Here is a 17,168-nt window from a genome sequence, read left to right as displayed (position 1 = left end):
AATCGCGATCGGCCTCTTCCCACTTCCGATGCTGGGGGTGCGAGAGAGGAAGGTTCAATGTCTCATACTCAGGCCTTGCGTCCGGGATGGACGCCGCTCACCATCGCGTTGATGGTCCTCGGCTTCTTCGTGTTCTGGCCGCTCGGCCTCGCCATGCTCGCCTACATCATCTGGGGCGACCGGCTACCCGAGTTCCGCCGCAACGCCGAGGGAGTGCGCAACGACTTCAAGCGCTCCTTTTCCGGCTGCGGCTGGCAGAGCCGGCGTGAGACGTCATGGGGCGCACATCGCAGCGAGAGCGGAAATTCCGCCTTCGACGCCTATCGCGCAGCCGAACTGAAGCGGCTCGACGAAGAGCGTCGCAAGCTCGATGAAGAACGCGCCGAATTCGAAACCTTCGTCCAGAACCTGCGTCGCGCCCGCGACCAGGAAGAGTTCGATCGCTTCGCCGCCGAGCGCGCCGCCGCTCGCCGCAACCAGACCCCGCCCGCGACGGGCGACAAGGGTCCCGGCCCGGTGATCGATCTCTAATCGACGGCGGATACTAACGACGAGGGCCGTGCCGCAAGGCGCGGCCCTTTTTCATTGCGGCCTCGCCCCCCCATGGCCGCCGCGCCGGCGGAACCGTCTTGTCCCTCCGGGACTTGATGCTTCAGGTCCATCAAAAACGGGAGATGCGAAGCATGAGCCGACTCAGCTTGATTCTGAACAAGATCTTCAAGGGCGGCGAAGCACAGGCTTCGGAGCGCGCGCCGCAGACGAGCGCGCCCACGTCACAGCCCTCCCCCGCCGCGCCGGTCCCCGGCGGCACGAGCCCGGCACCGGCCGGTACGACCACTACCGCCAGCCCCACGACGTCGACGCCGCAGAGCGTCAACCCGGCGCCCGCAGCCGGCGGTGGTGCGCAGGCGTCCGCGCCGCAGGCGAATGTCGATGTCGGCGCCGTGCTGTCAGCGATGGCCGCCAAGTCGCCGGACAGGCTCGACTGGAAGAAGTCGATCGTCGACCTGCTCAAGCTGCTCGATCTCGACAGCAGCATCGCGGCGCGCAAGGAACTGGCCAAGGAACTGCACTACACCGGCGACCCCAACGACTCCGCCACCATGAACATGTGGCTGCACAAGGCGGTGATGAAGAAGCTGGCCGAGAATGGCGGCAAGGTGCCGGACGATCTCAAGGATTGAGCGCCCCAACGCTCGAAGAGGCCGCGCCCCCGCGCGGCCTTTTTGCGTTCGCGCCGCTTTCCGGGCGGCGGCGGTTTCGTGCCATCATAATGCCGACGAATCATCCGACTGACAGTCCATGGGCTTTTTCCAGCGCCTCACCGGCACTCCTGCACGCGCCAGCGTCGCCAAGCCGGACCATTTTCATGTCGAGATCGACGGCGAGATGGTCCGCGTCACGCTGCTGTGGAACGAACGCGCCCGCCGCTACACGCTGCGCCTGCGCGGATCCGTGCGCGAGCCCGTGGTGACGATCCCGGCCCGCGGCCGGCTTTCGGAAGCGCGCGCCTTTCTCGACCGCAATCGCGGCTGGCTGCAGGCGCGGCTCGCCGCCCTCCCCGCGCCCACTCCGCTCGCCGACGGCGCCTCGATCCCGCTGCGCGGCGTGCCGGTGCGCATCCTGCACAGGCCGGGGCGCGGCATCGTGCGCCTGCAGGAGAGCGACGGCGAGATGCAGCTTCTCGTGCCGGGCGAAATCGACCACCTGCCCCGCCGGGTCACGGATTTCCTGAAGCGCGAGGCGCGGCGCGACCTCGAGGCGGCGACGGCGCGGCATGCCGCCTCGCTCGGCGTCACGGTCAAGAACATCCGGCTCGGCGACCCGACCAGCCGCTGGGGCTCGTGTTCCTCCTCCGGCACGATCGCCTATTCCTGGCGGATGATCCTGGCGCCGCCGGCGGTGCTCGACTATCTCGCCGCGCATGAAGTGGCGCATATGCGCGAGATGAACCATTCGGCGCGCTTCTGGCGCCATGTCGCCTCGATCTGCCCCGGCATGGACGAGGCGAAAGCCTGGCTGGTCCGCCACGGCGCATCGCTGCACGCCGTCGGCGCGGAATGAAACGCCCGGCCTGACCGGCGGGACGCCCGGTCATTCCCGGACACGCCGCCACCCGCTATGATCACAGCGAAAAATGGGACGGAGAGAGCGTATGTCTGCCGAAAAGTCACCGGCGCTGGCCGTATCGAGCTGGAGCCTGCACCGGGCGCTTGGCCTCACCTATCCGAACCGTCCCGATCACGACGTCGCGCTGGCGCCCGAGCCGACCTTCGGCCCCGGTCGGCTCGACCTGCTCGACCTGCCGGCCGCCGTCGCCGCGCTCGATATCGGCCGCATCGAGCTGTGCTCGTTCCACCTGCCCAGCCGCGACGCCGACTATGCCGACCAGTTCAAGGCGGCGCTCGAAAAGGCCGGCGTCGTGCTGCAGACCCTGCTGATAGAATATGGCGACATCACCCATCCCACGACCCGAGAGCGCGATCTCGCCTGGATCGAAAGCTGGATCGACACGGCGGCGCTGTTCGGCGCCGAACAGGCCCGCGTCATCGCCGGCCGGGCGCCGCCGACCCGCGACGCGCTCGATCTCAGCGCCGCTGGGCTGACCCGTCTCGGCCATTATGGCGAGGCGCGCGGCGTGCGGATCGTCACGGAAAACTGGTACGAGCTGCTGCCCGGACCGCGCGAGCTGCGCTATCTGTTCGACCGGCTCGACGAGACGGTGACGCTCAACGGCGATTTCGGAAACTGGTCCGGCCCGACCAAATATGCCGATCTCGAAGCGATCTTCGATCTCGCCACCTGCTGCCACGCCAAGGCGGATTTCAGCAACGGCATCCTGCATGCCGAGGATTACCGGCGCTGTCTGGATGCGGCCGACGCGGCCGGCTTTCGCGGTCCCTACACGCTGATCTATGACGGCCCGGACGAGGACGAGTTCGCCAATCTTCTGCTCGAGCGCGACTTCATCCGCCGCCACTACGAGAACGTCCGCGCCAGCGTCAGCTGAGAGGCCGTTGGGGGCGCAGCTCTTCCTCGAGACAACGCCTTGGCCAACCTAGACGATGGCCGATTTCTGTAGGTGAAACCCTGCGTCGTCCCGGCGAAGGCCGGGACCCATGAACACCGGCCAGGCAAGCCCTGGACAGCCTCTCTCCGACAAACCTCGAGCGTATGGATCCCTGTGTGTTGAAGCTGTGCGATGATGGGGTGGCGGACGAGAGATCGTTGGATCCCTGGTCTTCGAGACCGTGAGCCGGCCCGGTCCTCGTCCGCCTGCTTCGATACCCAAGCCTGAACAGTTGATCGAGGCCGTGGTGACGGACCTCGCAGCACAGGGATAGGCATCATGAAGATACACCCTGGCTTTGTCGGTTGCGACATCTCCAAAGCCCATCTGGATCTGTTCGACGGCGCCGTGGGCGTGGCCGAACGCATCGCCAATCAAGCCGAGGCGATCGCGCAAAGGCTCGAACCTTGGCGGCATGGCGATATCCTCGTCGTGTTCGAGGCGACCGGTCCGTACGACCGGGTCCTCGCTCAGGCCCTGACAGAGGCCGGCATCGCTTTCGTTCGCGTCAATCCGGCCCGGGCGCGTGACTTCGCCCGCGCCACCGGCGTTCTCGCCAAGACCGACCGGATCGATGCGCGCATGCTCGCCGCCATGGCCCAGACGCTTCGTCCCGCGCCCCGCCAGCCGCGCTCCCCGGAGCGCAACCGTCTGGCGGAGTTGCACAAGCGTCGCGACCAGCTCGTCGCCATGCGCAAGCAGGAACGCACCCGACGGCAGGGATGCAGCGACGAGATCGCCGACGACATCCGCGAGACCCTGGCCTGGCTCGACATCCGCATCGCGGCGCTGGAGCGCACCATTCAGGCCTGCATCAAGGCCTCGGCCGATCTCGCCGGTGCTGAGGCGCGGCTGCGCTCAATCCCCGGCGTCGGCCCCGTCGCCAGCGCCACGCTGATCGCCCTGCTGCCCGAACTCGGCCAGCGCTCTCCCAAGACCATCGCCGCGCTGGCTGGCCTGGCACCCTACAATGTCGACAGTGGTCAGTTCCGCGGCAGTCGCCGCATCCACGGCGGACGACGGCGCGTCCGCGAGGCCCTCTACATGGCAGCCGTCTGCGCCGCCCGGATCGAGCAACGCTTCGCAGACGCCTACCGACGCATGATCAACGCCGGAAAGCCACCCAAGGTCGCCCTCATCGCTATCGCCAGAAAGATCCTAGTCATCGCCAACGCCATGCTCCGACAACACCTCTCATTCAACCCGTGACCACACAGTTGCCGGGTCTTCGCCCGGGATGACGACCGAGCACACCCGGCCGGGCGCGTTTACCATGGCGCGCGAAGGGGCGCGTTGGAGAGCCCGAAGAGAGCTTCCCCGGAAAATCCCTGCCCCTTAACGAACCAGGTTCAGCGTCCTGGGCTTGGTGGCGCCGGGCTTGGGCGGTTCGGGGCGGGCGGCGGCTTCCGCGTGCTTGACCGGCTCGGCCGGCTTCGCGACTTCGGCGGGCCTGGCGACCGGCGCCGGCCGGGCGGGCTCGAGCGGCTTTTCGGCCTTGGGCGGCGCCGGCGGCTCGAAATCGAACGAATAATCGGCGAGCAATTCGATCGCCTTGGCGAAGATCGTCTCCTCGCGCCGGGTCTTTTCCGCCTGCTCGCGCGTATCGGCGGCGCGGCGCTCCAGCACCTTGCGGATGATGTTGTCGCCCTCGCGCTTGCGGAAGCGGGCGGCCATCGCCTCGGCGCGCTTCGCCTGGCGCTCGAGCTTGCGGATGCCGACGCCGATATCGGCCTTCTGCTTGGTCAGGGTGTCGCGGATCGGCGCGATCAGGTCGACCGCCTCGAAGGGCAGGTCGCTTTCCAGCACCGAGGCGACCAGCGCGTGAATGCGCTCCATCGCCCGGCCGACGATATCGTCGACGGCGAGTTCGCCCTCATAGCCGGTCTCGTCATAGGCCTTGCGGCGGTCGGGATCGGAAAGGATCGCATAGGCGTGGCTCAGCGCATGGAACGCCTCGGCGGTGCCGCCGGCGTCCGGATGCGCGGCGCGGGCGCGCTGGCGATAGGCCTTGTCGATCTCGGCGGGCGTGGCGTCCGGTTCGACGGCCAGCTCGCGGTATAGTTTGCGCCTGTCGGCCATGGCCGGAGAACTCCCTGGGCAGGGTGCCCGGCCTCTCCCGATCGGGAGCGGCGAGCCGTGAACGAAGCAACGCCAACCGGCGCGTCGCCACTATCCACGCCTGACGGGCAATGTCCACCGCCGCCATGGGCGGCCGGGGACGATCGAGGGGATCAGCCGCCGAACAGGCGATCGAGCAGATTGCGGCGGTGCGGGCGCGCTTGGTAGACGCCGGCCTGGCCATCCTCGCCGACGCCGGCCGGCGGAACCGGCCCGCCACGCTCGACGCCATAGGACGGATCACCATCGCGGTAGATGCGGGCGCCGGGCGGCGGCGCCTGATAATCGCCGCCATCGTTCCAACCGCCATCGGGCGATTCCGGGTCGCTATAGCCGCCATAATCGGGCTGGCTCGGCTGCGGGTCGCGATATTGCGGCGCCGGCTGGCCATTGGCCGGCGGCTGCTCATAGGCCGGCTGCCGCTGCGGCGGCGCGCCGCTGCCGACGACCTGGCCATATTCATCGACCAGCCCGCCCTGCTCGGGGCCGACATACTGGCCGTTCTGGTAGAGGTCCTGCGCCGTCTCGGCGGGATCGCGGTAAGCGTAGTTGCCCGGCAGCGCCGCGACGGTGACGCCCTTGTGCGCCTCGGTCATGAAGCGGTTCCAGATCTGCGCCGGCAGGCTGCCGCCGGTCATCCGCTTGGTCGGCTTGGAATCGTCATTGCCGAGCCAGACGCCGGTGGTGAGATTGGCGGTATAGCCGACGAACCAGGCGTCCTTGGAATCATTGGTGGTGCCGGTCTTGCCCGCCGCCTGCCAGCCGGCGATCGCCGCCTTGCGGCCGGTGCCGCGCGCCAGCGTGTCGGTCATCATGCTGTTCATCATGCCCACATAGAGCGGGTCGATGATCTGCGTCGCCTTGACCGACGGGTGCTCGTACAGCGTCTTGCCGGCGACGTTCTTCACCCGCGCAATGACATGCGGCTTGGCGCTGTAGCCACCATTGGCGAAGGGCACATAGGCGTCGGTCAGCTCGAGCAGGCTCACTTCCGAGGTGCCGAGCGCGATGGAGGGATTGGGCTGCAGCGGCGAGGTGATGCCGAGCCGCTCGGCGGTCTTGATGACGCGGTCCGGGCCGACTTCATTGGCGAGCTGCACGGCGACGGTGTTGATCGAAAGCGCCAGCGCGGTCTGCAGCGAGACCGGGCCCTTGTACATCTTCTCGTAGTTCTTCGGCTCCCAATTGCCGATCCGGGTCGGTTCGTCGACGCGGACGGTTTCGGGGACCATGCCGTATTCGAGCGCCGAGAGGTAGACGAAGGGCTTGAAGGCGGAGCCGGGCTGGCGCTTGGCGTCGACGGCCCGGTTGAACTGGCTCTGCTTGTAGTCGCGGCCGCCGACCATGGCGCGCACCGCGCCAGTGCCGTCCACCGCCACCAGCGCGCCCTGCGACACGCCGAACGACTTGCCGCTCTTGTCGAGCGCCTCGGTCAGCGCCTTGCCGGCCATGTCCTCCAGGCGCGGATCGATCGTCGTCTCGACGATCACGTCCTGGTCCAGCGCGCCGACGACTTCCGGCACCAGATCGGCAACCCAGTCGGCGACGTAGCGGCCGGCCCCGCCCTCGCCCTCGGACTGCGCCTTGATGGTGATCGAAGCGGCCTGCTTGGCCTGGTCGGCGGTGATGAAGCCGGCCTCGCGCATGGCGCCGAGCACGACATTGGCGCGCGAATTGGCGGCGGCCGGGTCGGAGGTCGGGGCATAGGTCGACGGCGCCTTGAGCAGGCCGGCGAGCATCGCGGCCTCCTTCAGCGAGATGTCGCGCGCCGACTTGCCGAAATAGCGCCGCGACGCCGCGTCGACGCCATAGGCGCCGGCGCCCAGATAGACGCGGTTCAGGTAGGATTCCATGATCTGGGCCTTGGAGTATTTCGTCTCCAGCCAAATCGCCATGATCGCTTCCTGGATCTTGCGATCCATGGTGCGCTCGGGCTTCAGGAACAGGTTCTTGGCCAGCTGCTGCGTGACGGTCGAGCCGCCCTGCACGACATAGCCGGACCGGAAATTGACATAGGCCGCGCGCAGCAGGCCGAGCGGATCGACGCCGAAATGGCTTTGGAAGCGCCGGTCCTCGATCGCCATCACGGCCTGGCTGAGATAGGGCGGCAATTCCTCGATGCGCACCGACTCGCCGCCGGTATCGCCGCGATTGGCGATCAGCGTGCCGTCATTGGCGAGAACCTTGATGTTGGGCGGGCGCTTGGGAACCGACCAGTTGGCGGTCGAGGGCAATTGCGTCGCATACCAGGCGATGCCGCCGGCCAGCGCGATCGTGCCCCAGAACATCAGGATCACGGTCCACTTGATGCCGCGGCGGACCCATTTGCCGATGCCGGAACCGCCGGAAGACCGCTTGCGGCCGCCGGAACGCGCCTTCTTGCGGGCGGGCGCCTTGCTACGGCGCGATTTGGAGCGTCGGGAATCGGCCATGGGGTCATCTTCACCGAGATCGATGAATTCCGCATCCTCTATGTCGTCTTCGAAAGGCTCGGGCTCGGGCGGGCGGCCGCGTCGATCGGCGGCGCCGAGTTCCGGCTCCCGCCGCTCCCGCGCAGCGCGCGGCGCGGCTTCCGGTTCCGGCTCGGGCGCCTCGCGCCGGCGGCCGGTGCGCTCCAGCGCCAGGCCCGGCTCGCGCCGTTCGGTGGCACCGGCTTTGCGGGAACCGGGTTCGCTGCGGGCGGGGCCAAATCCGGGCTCCTGCCGCTCGGCGCCAAACTCCGGCTCGCCACGGACGGCGCCGAAACCCGGCTCGCTGCGCGTTTCGGCATCGCGGTCGCCCCGCTCGCGCGGCGCACGGGGCGCGAAACCCCCGGCCGGACGGTCGTCGGCGCCCAGGCGAATGTCGAATTCGCCTTCGTCCGGGTCCTGCGGCTTGTCGAGCACCGGTTCGATCCGTTCGCTCCGCGGCGGTCTCGCCATGCCTGTTTCGTCTTCCAGTCCAAAGGGCCGATAGGGTGCGCGGGGGCGCATGTTTAGCGGCCCGAATGCTCCATGAATACGGCGATTTCAGGGGAATCGGCAGTTGCCAACCGGGATCGTCGCCGCGAGAGGGCCGAGCGGCCGGCCGCGGCATGCGTGTGACCCCCGTAACAGCGCCCGGGAACGAAGATGGATAATGCTTCGTTAAGTGACGGATCGAGCGAGGGAGACGGCAATGGCACAGTGGATCGAACAGACGGCGCAGCAGGCGACGATGCAGATCGCCGCGACGCTCGCAGCCTCTACCACGCTCGTCCTCTTCATCGGCAGCAAGACGCCGCTGGAGCCGGCAGCGACGTTGGCGGCGCTGACGCCGATCGCGCTCTGCGCCCTGCTCTATCTGTGCGGCGCGCTCGCCGCCACAACCGTCACCACCCTGTCGCGCCGCCCCATCCTCGGCGTCGCCGCGCTGACCGGCTTCGCGCCCTTCGGCCCGCTGCTGCCGCCTTCCGAGGATTGGGCGCTCTACGCTGCCTTCGTCATTTTCGGCCTGCTCACCGCCGGCAGCCTGCGCGCCGTCGTCGCCGCCTTTGGCCGCGAGCGGCTCGGCAGCCTGTGCGGCGCCTGCGGCCTCGCTCTGATCGCCGCCATCGCGGCGACCGCCGGCATGGCGGACGGCCCGCTGATGCAGATGGTGCTGGCGCTCACCGGCATCACGGCCTGCCTCGCCGTCGCCACCGTCGTCGCAACCAGCCCGGCCAAGGCCCGCTGACCCGGTTACGGCCGACAGCCCGATGGCAATTGAAGCGTTGTCATCGTGTCGCCGGCTGTAGCCAAACCGGATGCTCGCGGGCATAGTCCGCGCATGTCAGACACGCTCGCTCCCGCCATCGTTTCCCGCCCCGTCCAGAAGGGCGATCACGTCTTTCTGGTCGATGGATCGTCCTATATTTTCCGCGCCTACCACGCGCTGCCGCCCTTGACGCGCAAATCCGACGGCCTGCCCGTCGGCGCCGTCGCCGGCTTCTGCAACATGCTGTGGCGGCTGCTCAAGGAAGCGAACGAGGCCGGCGTCAAGCCGACCCATCTGGCGGTCATCTTCGACCATTCCGCGACCACCTTCCGCAATGCGCTCTACGACAAGTACAAGGCGCAGCGCCCCGAGCCGCCGGAAGATCTGCGGCCGCAATTCGGGCTGATCCGCCAGGCGGTCGGCGCCTTCAACGTGCCGTCGATCGAGATGGAAGGCTTCGAGGCCGACGATCTCATCGCCACCTACACCAAGCAGGCGGTGGCCGCCGGCGCCGACGTCACCATCGTCGCCTCCGACAAGGACCTGATGCAGCTGATCGAGCCGGGCGTGATCATGCTCGACACGATGAAGGGCAAGACAATCGGCCGCGACGAGGTGATCGAGAAATTCGGCGTACCGCCGGAAAAGGTCGTCGACGTGCAGGCGCTGGCCGGCGATTCCGTCGACAACATCCCCGGCGTCCCCGGCATCGGCGTCAAGACGGCGGCGCAGCTGATCGAGACCTATGGCGATCTGGAAACGCTGCTCGCCCGCGCCGAGGAGATCAAGCAGCCGAAGCGGCGTGAGGCGCTGATCGCCCACGCCGAAATGGCGCGGATCTCGATGCAGCTGGTGACGCTCGACCGCGACGTGCCGCTGGCCGAGCCGATCGACCGGCTGGGCGTGCGGCCGATCATCGGCGAGCAGCTGATTTCCTTCCTGAAGGCAATGGAATTCACCACGCTGACCGGCCGCGTGGCGGCCGCGACCGGCGTCGAATCCGGTGGCGTCGAGGCGGATGGGGCGCTGACCGCCAGGGCCCGCGAGGCCGGCCGCGCCGCGACCGCCGCCTCGCTGTTCGGCTCGCAGGCCACGCCGCCGCAGCCGGGCTTCGAAGACATTGGCGGGCTGACGCCTTCCGGCCTCGCCGCCGCCCGGGCGAGCGCGATCAAGGCGATCCCCTTCTCGCATTCCGGCTATGAGACGATCCGGACGGAGGAGAGGCTCTGGGCCTGGATCGCGCGGGCAACCGAGCTCGGCGTCGTCGCCATCGATACCGAGACCACCTCGCTCGACCCGATGCAGGCCGAACTGGTCGGCATCTCGCTCGCCGTGGCGCCGAACGAGGCCTGCTATATCCCGCTCGCGCATCGCGGCGAAGGCGACGGCCTGTTCACGGAAGGGCTCCTGCCCGACCAGCTCGACATCCGCGTGGCGATTGCGCTGCTGAAGCCCATGCTGGAAGACCGCGCCGTGCTCAAGGTGGCGCAGAACCTCAAATATGACTGGCTGATGCTCGCCCGCCACGGCATCGACACGGCGCCGTTCGACGACACCATGCTGATCTCCTACGTGCTCGACGCCGGCCGCGGCGTGCACGCCATGGATCCGCTGTCGGAGCGATGGCTCGGCCACAAGCCGATCTCGTTCGACGACGTCACCGGCAAGGGCAAGGCGCGCGTCACCTTCGACCGCGTGCCGATCGAGCGTGCCAGCGAATATGCAGCCGAAGATGCCGACGTCACGCTGCGCCTCTGGCAGGTGCTGAAGCCGCGGCTCGCCGCCGAGGGCATGTCCACCGTCTACGAGACGCTGGAGCGGCCGATGATTCCGGTGCTGGCCTCGATGGAGCGGCGCGGCATCTCGATCGACCGCGCCATCCTCTCGCGCCTCTCCGGCGAATTCGCCCAGAAGGCGGGCGCGCTGGAAGCCGAGATCCAGGAAATCGCCGGTCAGCCCTTCAATGTCGGCTCGCCGAAGCAGCTTGGCGACATCCTGTTCGGCGTGATGGGCATGCCAGGCGGCAGCCGGACCGCGACCGGCGCCTGGGCAACCGGCGCCAGCATCCTGGAGGACCTGGCCGAGCAGGGCTACGAACTGCCGCAGAAGATCCTCGACTGGCGCCAGCTCTCGAAACTGCGCTCGACCTATACCGACGCGCTGCCGGGCTACGTGCATCCCGAGACGAAGCGCGTCCACACCTCCTACGCGCTCGCCGCGACGACGACGGGGCGCCTGTCCTCGTCCGAGCCGAACCTGCAGAACATCCCGGTCCGCACCGAGGCGGGGCGCAAGATCCGCGCTGCCTTCATTGCCGATCCCGGCCACAAGCTGGTCTCGGCCGACTATTCGCAGATCGAACTGCGGCTGCTCGCCGAGATCGCCGACATTCCACAATTGAAGCACGCCTTCGCCGAAGGCATCGACATTCATGCGCTGACGGCGTCGGAAATGTTCGGCGTGCCGGTCGAGGGGATGCCTTCGGAAGTGCGCCGCCGCGCCAAGGCTATCAATTTCGGCATCATCTACGGCATTTCGGCCTTCGGCCTCGCCAACCAGCTGTCGATCGCCCGCGAGGAGGCCGGCGCCTATATCAAGCGCTATTTCGAGCGCTTCCCGGGCATTCGCGACTACATGGAAGAGACCAAGCGGATCTGCCGCGACCTCGGCTATGTCACGACGCTGTTCGGCCGCCGCTGCCACTATCCCGAGATCGCCTCGAAGAACGCCTCGATCCGCGCCTTCAACGAACGCGCCGCCATCAATGCCCGCCTGCAGGGCACGGCGGCCGACATCATCCGCCGCGCCATGGTGCGCGTCGAGCCGGCGCTGGAGGAAGCGGGCCTCAATGCGCGCATGCTGCTGCAGGTGCATGACGAACTGATCTTCGAGGTGCCCGAGGCGGAGATCGAGCCCACGCTGGCGCTGGTCACCCGCGTCATGGAGAACGCGCCGACGCCGGCCGTGTCGCTCAGCGTGCCGCTCAATGTCGACGCCCGCGCCGCCGACAACTGGGACGAGGCGCACTAACGGCGGGCCCTCCCCCAAACAAGAAGGGCGCGGCCTGACCGGCCGCGCCCAAAATTCTGCCTGGCAGGCAGCGTCGGATCAGACGACGCCTTCGACGGCCTGAAAACCTTCGAAATTCGGGTGGCCGAGGAACATCGGCTTGCGGTCACCGGCGCCGCGGTGCGAATCGCGGAACTGCTGCGACTTGGTCCAGGCGACGAAATGCTCTTCGCTCTGCCAGACCGTGTGCGACGAATAGAGGGTGTGATCCTCGGCGGTCGCGCCCTTCAGCAGGTTGAAGGAGATGTAGCCTTCGAGCTCGTGCAGGTTGCGCGGGCGCGTGCGCCAGACTTCCTCGAACTCGGCTTCCATGCCCTTGATGACTTTGAAGCGGTTCATGGCGATGTACATGGTCGTTCTTCCGTTTGCGTGCCGATGAGGTGCGTGTAGAGGGTGATTCTTCAAGATAGGCAAAAAATGAGGAGGGACGACCGTTTCCGGCCTTCCCCCCTCGCGCCTGCCCGTCGTCACCACACCGCCGGGCAGACGGTTTCGGAGCCGGCTTAGAACTGCATCTTCGCCGTCAGCAGGACGGTGCGGCCGCGGCCCGTGTCCATTGCCGGAGCGCTGGCGATGTTCGACAGAGCTGGCGTGTAGGCCTTGTCAAACAGGTTCGTGATATTGGCCGAGAGGTCCAGGCCGTTGTCGAACTTGTAGTTCGCGAACGCGTCGACCAGCGTATAGGCAGCCCAGTCGGCCTGCGGACCGAACAGCGCTTCGCCGCCCTGTGTCTCGCCCACATAGTTGACGCGGCCGCCGATGGTCAGGCGCTGCTCGAGGAAGCGCGCGCCGCCGGTGAGCGTGAAAACGTTGTCCGGCATGTAGCTGGAAGCGCCGAGGCCGTTGGTCTGCGAAGGCAAGTCTGTATCGGTGTAGGTGTAGGCGATGCTGCCGAATGCGAAGCCCGCATCATAGGCGGTCTCGAGTTCAAAGCCCTGAACCGTCGACGTACCCGGATTGTTGACGAACATCACAGAACCGCCCTGGCCCAGTCCGGCGGTGATGTAGTTTTCGATGTTCTGGTAGAAGTAGTTGGCCTTCACGCGGAAGACGTCGCTCTCGGTCAGCAACCCGTTCTTGCGGATGTTGGTGCCAACCTCCCAGCCCTTGAGGATCTCCGGGTCGAGGAATGGGTTGGGGCCCATGCCGATGCCGCCACCGGGATGGGAGCCACCCAGCATCGTCTCGTTGATGGTCGGGGCGCGGAACGTCTCGGCATAAGTGACATAGGGCTGCAGCCACTCATACGGGTTGAGGGCCACGGTAAGGCGCGGATTGACGCGACCTTCCGACTGGTCGAGTTCGTTAGTGCCCGCCGGCAGTCCGGCGCCATTGCCGGGCTGCGCGACGAAGGCGCCGTCGAGCGTATAGAAATCGTAGCGAAGGCCGGCGATCACATCGACGATGTTGTAGCTAAACGTCGTCTCCGAGAAGACACCGCCAATTCCGCTCTTGCCGCTCGGATTGACGCCACCGCCGATGGAGGGCTTGACCGTGTTGTAGGTGTCGACCGTGTCGTGGAAATACTCGAAGCCGTAGATCGCGCTCGCGCGAACTTCGCCTAGGTTGAAATTCGACGTGTTGGAGATGTCGAATCCGATGCCCTGATCGTCGATGTTGCGGCCAGCGTAGGAGCCCGTCGTGATCGGGCTGTCGTAAACCATCTTGACATCGTTGTAGTACAGGTGCGCCGAGGCGTTGACGAGTTCACTATCCGGATCCCAGTTGACGCCCGCCGTGTAGGTGTTCGACTTGACGTTCTGGTTGTAGCTGTTGGCCGAGAAATCATTGTCGTAGAGCACGGCACCGAGATTGACGGTCACGTCGTCGGTCGGCTTGAACTCGCCCTTGACCAGGCCGGAAAGCAGGTTCTGGCCTGTATAAGGGACCGTGACGCCGTCGCCGTTCTGGTAGTCGCCCGGGTTGCTGTAGCTGATCGCGCCGGCAATTGCCGCGCCGCCGCCGGTCGAGCGCAGCGCGCCGGCGGCCATCTCGGAGAAGCCGACATCGTTGCTGCCCCAGGTGAGCGTCGCCAGGGCACCCCAGTTCTTGCCGTCCTTCAGGATATCGTCAATGCCGATGGTGCGCATATTGGCGGTACCCGCCAGCGCGCCAGCACCGCCTGCGGTCGAAACCGCGCCGCGCTGGACGTCGACGCTCGCGACCAGCGCCGGGTCGATATAGGCAAAGCCCTGCGCCTCATGGCCGGTGAAACGGAAGTTTTGGCGAACGCCGTCGATCATCGTGTTGACGCGACCTGAACCTTCGAAGCCGCGGATGTTCACCGATAGGCCCGGATTCTGGATGCTGTCGCGTGAAAACGTGCCGGGCATGGCGCGCAGCACGTTGCCGAGGTTGCGCTGGCCGAACAGCTGGATCTCGTCCTCGCCGGCGGAGCTGATCGGCGCGGGGGTCGTGAACGGGTTCTTCCAGCCATCCCGGTCGCCCGTCACGGTGATCGGCGCCAGGAAGGCGGTCTCGCCCTTGGCAGCCTTCTTCTTCAGCTCCTCGTCGGTTTCCGAACTGTTGGCGGCCGGCGTCGGCGCGGTCTGCGCCTTGGCGGCGGTGGCCGCGAATGTGGCGAGGAGGGCTGCGGCCGTACCAGCCATCAGCCAAGTCTTGTGTCGAGCAACACGCATGCGAGCCCCATAGGCATTGGTTTGAATGGGCCTGGCTGGCTGTCCGGGCGCGCATGGCGGCCGGCACTGGCGTGCTTGGCAATCTGCCGTTCTCCGTGGCTCCCCCGAGCGCATCGAAACCGGCATCGACGATCTTTCGCTTGCGGAGATACGAAAAGGTGAGTACGTCAGTCAACTAAATTGTTGCGAATTATTCGCAAGTTTAGAACAACTCAAAATTGCCGCCACCCAGGCAATCCGGTGGAGCTGACATGCACGAGACACGACTGGCCGGGGATGCCCCGGAGACCCCTGCACCGGGTTCGGGACCGCGCGTGATTTCCAGCGACGAGCTCCTCAACGGGACGCGCGAAATCATCATTCGCCATGTCGGCGAAGACTACAGGCTGCGCCTCACGCGGGCCGGCAAGCTCATACTGAACAAGTAGACGGGATCATGATGAGGCTCTCGCATTCTCCTTCGCCATTCGGCGTCTTCCGCTCGGTCGAGCGCCTGTCGGGCCGCCGCTTCCCGTTCCTGTTCGGGCTCGCCTTTGCCATCGTCATTACCTGCGGCGCGATCGTGCAGTCGGTCGCGGCCGAGCGGGTGATCGAGGATGCAACCGGCCGCAAGGTCACGATCGGCTCGACCGACCGCATCGTCACCATCGGCGGCGACATCACCGAGATCGTCTATGCGCTGGGCGCCGGCGACCGGATCATCGCCCGCGACACCACCTCGTCCTATCCGCCCGAGGCCGCCGCCAAGCCGGATGTCGGCTACATGCGCGCGCTGTCGGCGGAGGGCGTGCTCTCGGTCAAGCCGGACCTGATCATCGCCGTCGAGGGCTCCGGCCCGAAGGACGCCATCACCCTGCTCGAATCCGCTTCCGTGCCGATCGTCATCGTGCCCGAGCGCCGGACCGGCGACAGCATCCTCGCCAAGGTACGCCTGATCGCGGACATTCTCGGCGAGACGGAAAAGGGCGACAAGCTCGCCGGCACCATGGCCACCAAGTTCAAGGCACTCGATACCGCGATCGCCAAGATTCCGGAGAACGAGCGCAAGAAGGCCGTTTTCCTGATGAGCCTGAACGGCGGCAAGCCGATGGCGGCCGGCCACAACACCGCCGCCGATTCGATGATCCAGATGGCCGGCGGCATCAATCCGATGGCGGCCGTCGAGGGCTACAAGCCGGCTTCCGACGAAGCGCTGATCGCAGCCGAGCCGGAAGTCGTCGTGATGATGATCGGCCAGAGCGGCCCGCCGAAGCCGGAAGTCGTGTTCGATTCGCCCGCTCTGCGCGCGACGCCGGCGGCCCGCGACAAGGCGCTCGTCACCATGGACGGCCTCTACCTGCTCGGCTTCGGGCCGCGCACGGCGGACGCGGCGCGCGATCTCGCGCACGCGCTTTATCCGAAGCTCGACCTTCCCGAATGGCCGGCAGCCGACTGATGAGCCTCGCCATGACAGCCCCGGTCGCCGGCGACCGCCGCGGACGGGCGCGGGTGGTGACCGCCAGCCTGGTCGTCCTGCTCGTTGCCGTCAGCGTGATCTCGCTCTGCGTCGGCCCCTCCGGCATGTCGACGGCGGAGGTCGCCGGCCTGCTTTCCGACGCGATCGCCGGCCGCTTCGATGCGATCAGCACCGTCAACCACGTCATCCTGTTCGACATCCGCGTGCCGCGCACCCTGCTGGGAGCGCTGGTCGGCGCGGCGCTGGCCTTGGCCGGCGCCATGATGCAGGGCCTGTTCCGTAACCCGCTGGCCGATCCCGGCCTGGTCGGCGTCTCGGCCGGCGCGGCGCTCGGCGCGGTGCTGGTCATCGTGCTCGGCGGCGCCTTCCTGGCGCCGGTGATGGATTTCCTGGGCATCGGCGCGCTGCCGATCGCCGCCTTCTTCGGCGGCCTCGGCACGACGCTGCTGCTCTATGCCATCGCGACGCGGCGCGGCCAGACCTCGGTCGGCACCATGCTGCTCGCCGGCATCGCGCTCGGCGCGATCGCCGGGGCGATCACCGCCTATCTCGTCTTCCGCAGCGACGACTTCCAGTTGCGCGAACTGACCTTCTGGTCCATGGGCGGCCTGGGCGGCGCGACCTGGCACAAGATCCTGCTCGCCACGCCGTTCATCATCGGCGTGTTCCTCGCCATGCCGTTTACCGCGAGAGGGCTGGACGCGCTGGTGCTGGGCGAGGCGGAAGCCCGCCATCTCGGCTTCAACACGCAGTTCCTGAAGAGCCTGATCATCCTCGTCGTGGCGCTGGCCGTCGGCGTCTCGGTCGCCTTTGCCGGCATCATCGGCTTCGTCGGAATCGTCGTGCCGCATGTGCTGCGGCTGGTGATCGGGCCGGAGCACCGGACTCTGCTGCCGGCCACCGCGCTGCTGGGCGCCACGCTACTGATCGTCGCCGACATGATCTGCCGCACCATCGTCGCCCCGGCCGAACTGCCGATCGGCATCGTCACCGCCACGATCGGCGCGCCCTTCTTCCTGTCGATCCTGCTCAGGAAGCGCGGCGTGATCGATCTCTAGGCGTCCATTCGGCCTGCGATGAAAGACGGAGACGCGGCGGCCCC

The 17,168-nt window shown here is 67.2% G+C and carries 14 protein-coding genes; 10 read left to right on the top strand and 4 right to left on the bottom strand.

The window, feature by feature from the left end:
* The first annotated feature begins 57 nt into the window (after positions 1-57).
* The 5 genes from ACHMWQ_RS04080 to ACHMWQ_RS04060 all read left to right on the top strand — a co-directional run bounded on the left by ACHMWQ_RS04080 (position 58) and on the right by ACHMWQ_RS04060 (position 4,279).
* The gene (locus ACHMWQ_RS04080) at positions 58-531 is read left to right on the top strand and encodes a DUF2852 domain-containing protein (RefSeq protein WP_396306483.1); all 474 of its coding nucleotides are present in this window, start codon (positions 58-60) and stop codon (positions 529-531) included.
* 152 nt (positions 532-683) lie between these two features.
* Positions 684-1,184 (top strand): DUF3597 domain-containing protein, encoded by a 501-nt coding sequence (locus tag ACHMWQ_RS04075; RefSeq protein ID WP_396306482.1) that lies wholly within the window; start codon positions 684-686, stop codon positions 1,182-1,184.
* Positions 1,185-1,302: 118 nt separating this feature from the next.
* Positions 1,303-2,064 (top strand): M48 family metallopeptidase, encoded by a 762-nt coding sequence (locus ACHMWQ_RS04070; RefSeq protein ID WP_396306481.1) that lies wholly within the window; start codon positions 1,303-1,305, stop codon positions 2,062-2,064.
* A gap of 91 nt (positions 2,065-2,155) precedes the next feature.
* Positions 2,156-3,010 carry a sugar phosphate isomerase/epimerase family protein gene (locus tag ACHMWQ_RS04065; protein WP_396306480.1) on the top strand — a complete coding sequence of 285 codons (855 nt, stop codon included), beginning with the start codon at positions 2,156-2,158 and terminating at the stop codon, positions 3,008-3,010.
* A gap of 339 nt (positions 3,011-3,349) precedes the next feature.
* On the top strand, positions 3,350-4,279 hold the full coding sequence (locus tag ACHMWQ_RS04060) for an IS110 family transposase (RefSeq protein ID WP_396306466.1): 930 nt from the start codon (positions 3,350-3,352) through the stop codon (positions 4,277-4,279).
* Between the two features lie 126 nt (positions 4,280-4,405).
* Here the strand turns inward: ACHMWQ_RS04060 and ACHMWQ_RS04055 are convergent, their stop codons facing one another.
* Both ACHMWQ_RS04055 and ACHMWQ_RS04050 read right to left on the bottom strand, forming a co-directional pair.
* Entirely contained in the window at positions 4,406-5,149 is a 744-nt protein-coding gene (locus ACHMWQ_RS04055) for a DnaJ domain-containing protein (RefSeq protein ID WP_396306479.1), read from the bottom strand.
* Between the two features lie 152 nt (positions 5,150-5,301).
* Positions 5,302-8,109: a PBP1A family penicillin-binding protein gene (locus ACHMWQ_RS04050; protein WP_396306478.1), complete on the bottom strand. Its 2,808-nt coding sequence runs from the start codon at positions 8,107-8,109 to the stop codon at positions 5,302-5,304.
* A gap of 235 nt (positions 8,110-8,344) precedes the next feature.
* Between ACHMWQ_RS04050 and ACHMWQ_RS04045 the strand changes: the two genes are divergently transcribed.
* Positions 8,345-8,881: a hypothetical protein gene (locus ACHMWQ_RS04045; RefSeq protein ID WP_396306477.1), complete on the top strand. Its 537-nt coding sequence runs from the start codon at positions 8,345-8,347 to the stop codon at positions 8,879-8,881.
* A 93-nt stretch (positions 8,882-8,974) separates the two neighbouring features.
* Positions 8,975-11,932, top strand: coding sequence for a DNA polymerase I (gene polA, locus ACHMWQ_RS04040; protein WP_396306476.1), 2,958 nt, complete (start codon positions 8,975-8,977; stop codon positions 11,930-11,932).
* Between the two features lie 78 nt (positions 11,933-12,010).
* Here polA and ACHMWQ_RS04035 read toward each other — a convergent pair whose 3' ends face one another.
* Entirely contained in the window at positions 12,011-12,322 is a 312-nt protein-coding gene (locus ACHMWQ_RS04035) for an antibiotic biosynthesis monooxygenase (protein WP_354553230.1), read from the bottom strand.
* Between the two features lie 152 nt (positions 12,323-12,474).
* Positions 12,475-14,580 (bottom strand): TonB-dependent receptor domain-containing protein, encoded by a 2,106-nt coding sequence (locus ACHMWQ_RS04030; protein WP_396306475.1) that lies wholly within the window; start codon positions 14,578-14,580, stop codon positions 12,475-12,477.
* A gap of 281 nt (positions 14,581-14,861) precedes the next feature.
* Here ACHMWQ_RS04030 and hemP point away from each other — a divergent pair, with 281 nt between their 5' ends.
* From hemP to ACHMWQ_RS04015, 3 genes are read left to right on the top strand one after another with little or no spacing between them, the layout of a single operon-like run.
* Complete coding sequence (gene hemP / locus ACHMWQ_RS04025; protein WP_354553226.1) at positions 14,862-15,038, top strand: hemin uptake protein HemP; 177 nt, start codon at positions 14,862-14,864, stop codon at positions 15,036-15,038.
* An 8-nt stretch (positions 15,039-15,046) separates the two neighbouring features.
* Positions 15,047-16,045: a hemin ABC transporter substrate-binding protein gene (locus tag ACHMWQ_RS04020; RefSeq protein ID WP_396306474.1), complete on the top strand. Its 999-nt coding sequence runs from the start codon at positions 15,047-15,049 to the stop codon at positions 16,043-16,045.
* Complete coding sequence (locus ACHMWQ_RS04015; RefSeq protein ID WP_396306473.1) at positions 16,027-17,124, top strand: FecCD family ABC transporter permease; 1,098 nt, start codon at positions 16,027-16,029, stop codon at positions 17,122-17,124. Before ACHMWQ_RS04020 ends, ACHMWQ_RS04015 begins: the two co-directional genes overlap by 19 nt.
* Positions 17,125-17,168: the final 44 nt, after the last annotated feature.

The sequence above is a fragment of the Kaistia sp. UC242_56 genome (genome assembly GCF_044452255.1).
Classification (GTDB): Bacteria; Pseudomonadota; Alphaproteobacteria; order Rhizobiales; family Kaistiaceae; genus Kaistia; species Kaistia defluvii_A.
The sequence above is the reverse complement of the archived record's forward strand: the minus strand, read 5'-3'. Positions and strand labels throughout refer to the sequence as shown.

Coding starts and splice junctions, on each gene's coding strand:
- ACHMWQ_RS04080 (WP_396306483.1), top strand. CDS start 58: ATGTCTCATACTCAGGCCTTGCGTCCGGGATGGACGCCGCTCACCATC.
- ACHMWQ_RS04075 (WP_396306482.1), top strand. CDS start 684: ATGAGCCGACTCAGCTTGATTCTGAACAAGATCTTCAAGGGCGGCGAA.
- ACHMWQ_RS04070 (WP_396306481.1), top strand. CDS start 1,303: ATGGGCTTTTTCCAGCGCCTCACCGGCACTCCTGCACGCGCCAGCGTC.
- ACHMWQ_RS04065 (WP_396306480.1), top strand. CDS start 2,156: ATGTCTGCCGAAAAGTCACCGGCGCTGGCCGTATCGAGCTGGAGCCTG.
- ACHMWQ_RS04060 (WP_396306466.1), top strand. CDS start 3,350: ATGAAGATACACCCTGGCTTTGTCGGTTGCGACATCTCCAAAGCCCAT.
- ACHMWQ_RS04055 (WP_396306479.1), bottom strand. CDS start 5,149: ATGGCCGACAGGCGCAAACTATACCGCGAGCTGGCCGTCGAACCGGAC.
- ACHMWQ_RS04050 (WP_396306478.1), bottom strand. CDS start 8,109: ATGGCGAGACCGCCGCGGAGCGAACGGATCGAACCGGTGCTCGACAAG.
- ACHMWQ_RS04045 (WP_396306477.1), top strand. CDS start 8,345: ATGGCACAGTGGATCGAACAGACGGCGCAGCAGGCGACGATGCAGATC.
- polA (WP_396306476.1), top strand. CDS start 8,975: ATGTCAGACACGCTCGCTCCCGCCATCGTTTCCCGCCCCGTCCAGAAG.
- ACHMWQ_RS04035 (WP_354553230.1), bottom strand. CDS start 12,322: ATGTACATCGCCATGAACCGCTTCAAAGTCATCAAGGGCATGGAAGCC.
- ACHMWQ_RS04030 (WP_396306475.1), bottom strand. CDS start 14,580: ATGGCTGGTACGGCCGCAGCCCTCCTCGCCACATTCGCGGCCACCGCC.
- hemP (WP_354553226.1), top strand. CDS start 14,862: ATGCACGAGACACGACTGGCCGGGGATGCCCCGGAGACCCCTGCACCG.
- ACHMWQ_RS04020 (WP_396306474.1), top strand. CDS start 15,047: ATGATGAGGCTCTCGCATTCTCCTTCGCCATTCGGCGTCTTCCGCTCG.
- ACHMWQ_RS04015 (WP_396306473.1), top strand. CDS start 16,027: ATGGCCGGCAGCCGACTGATGAGCCTCGCCATGACAGCCCCGGTCGCC.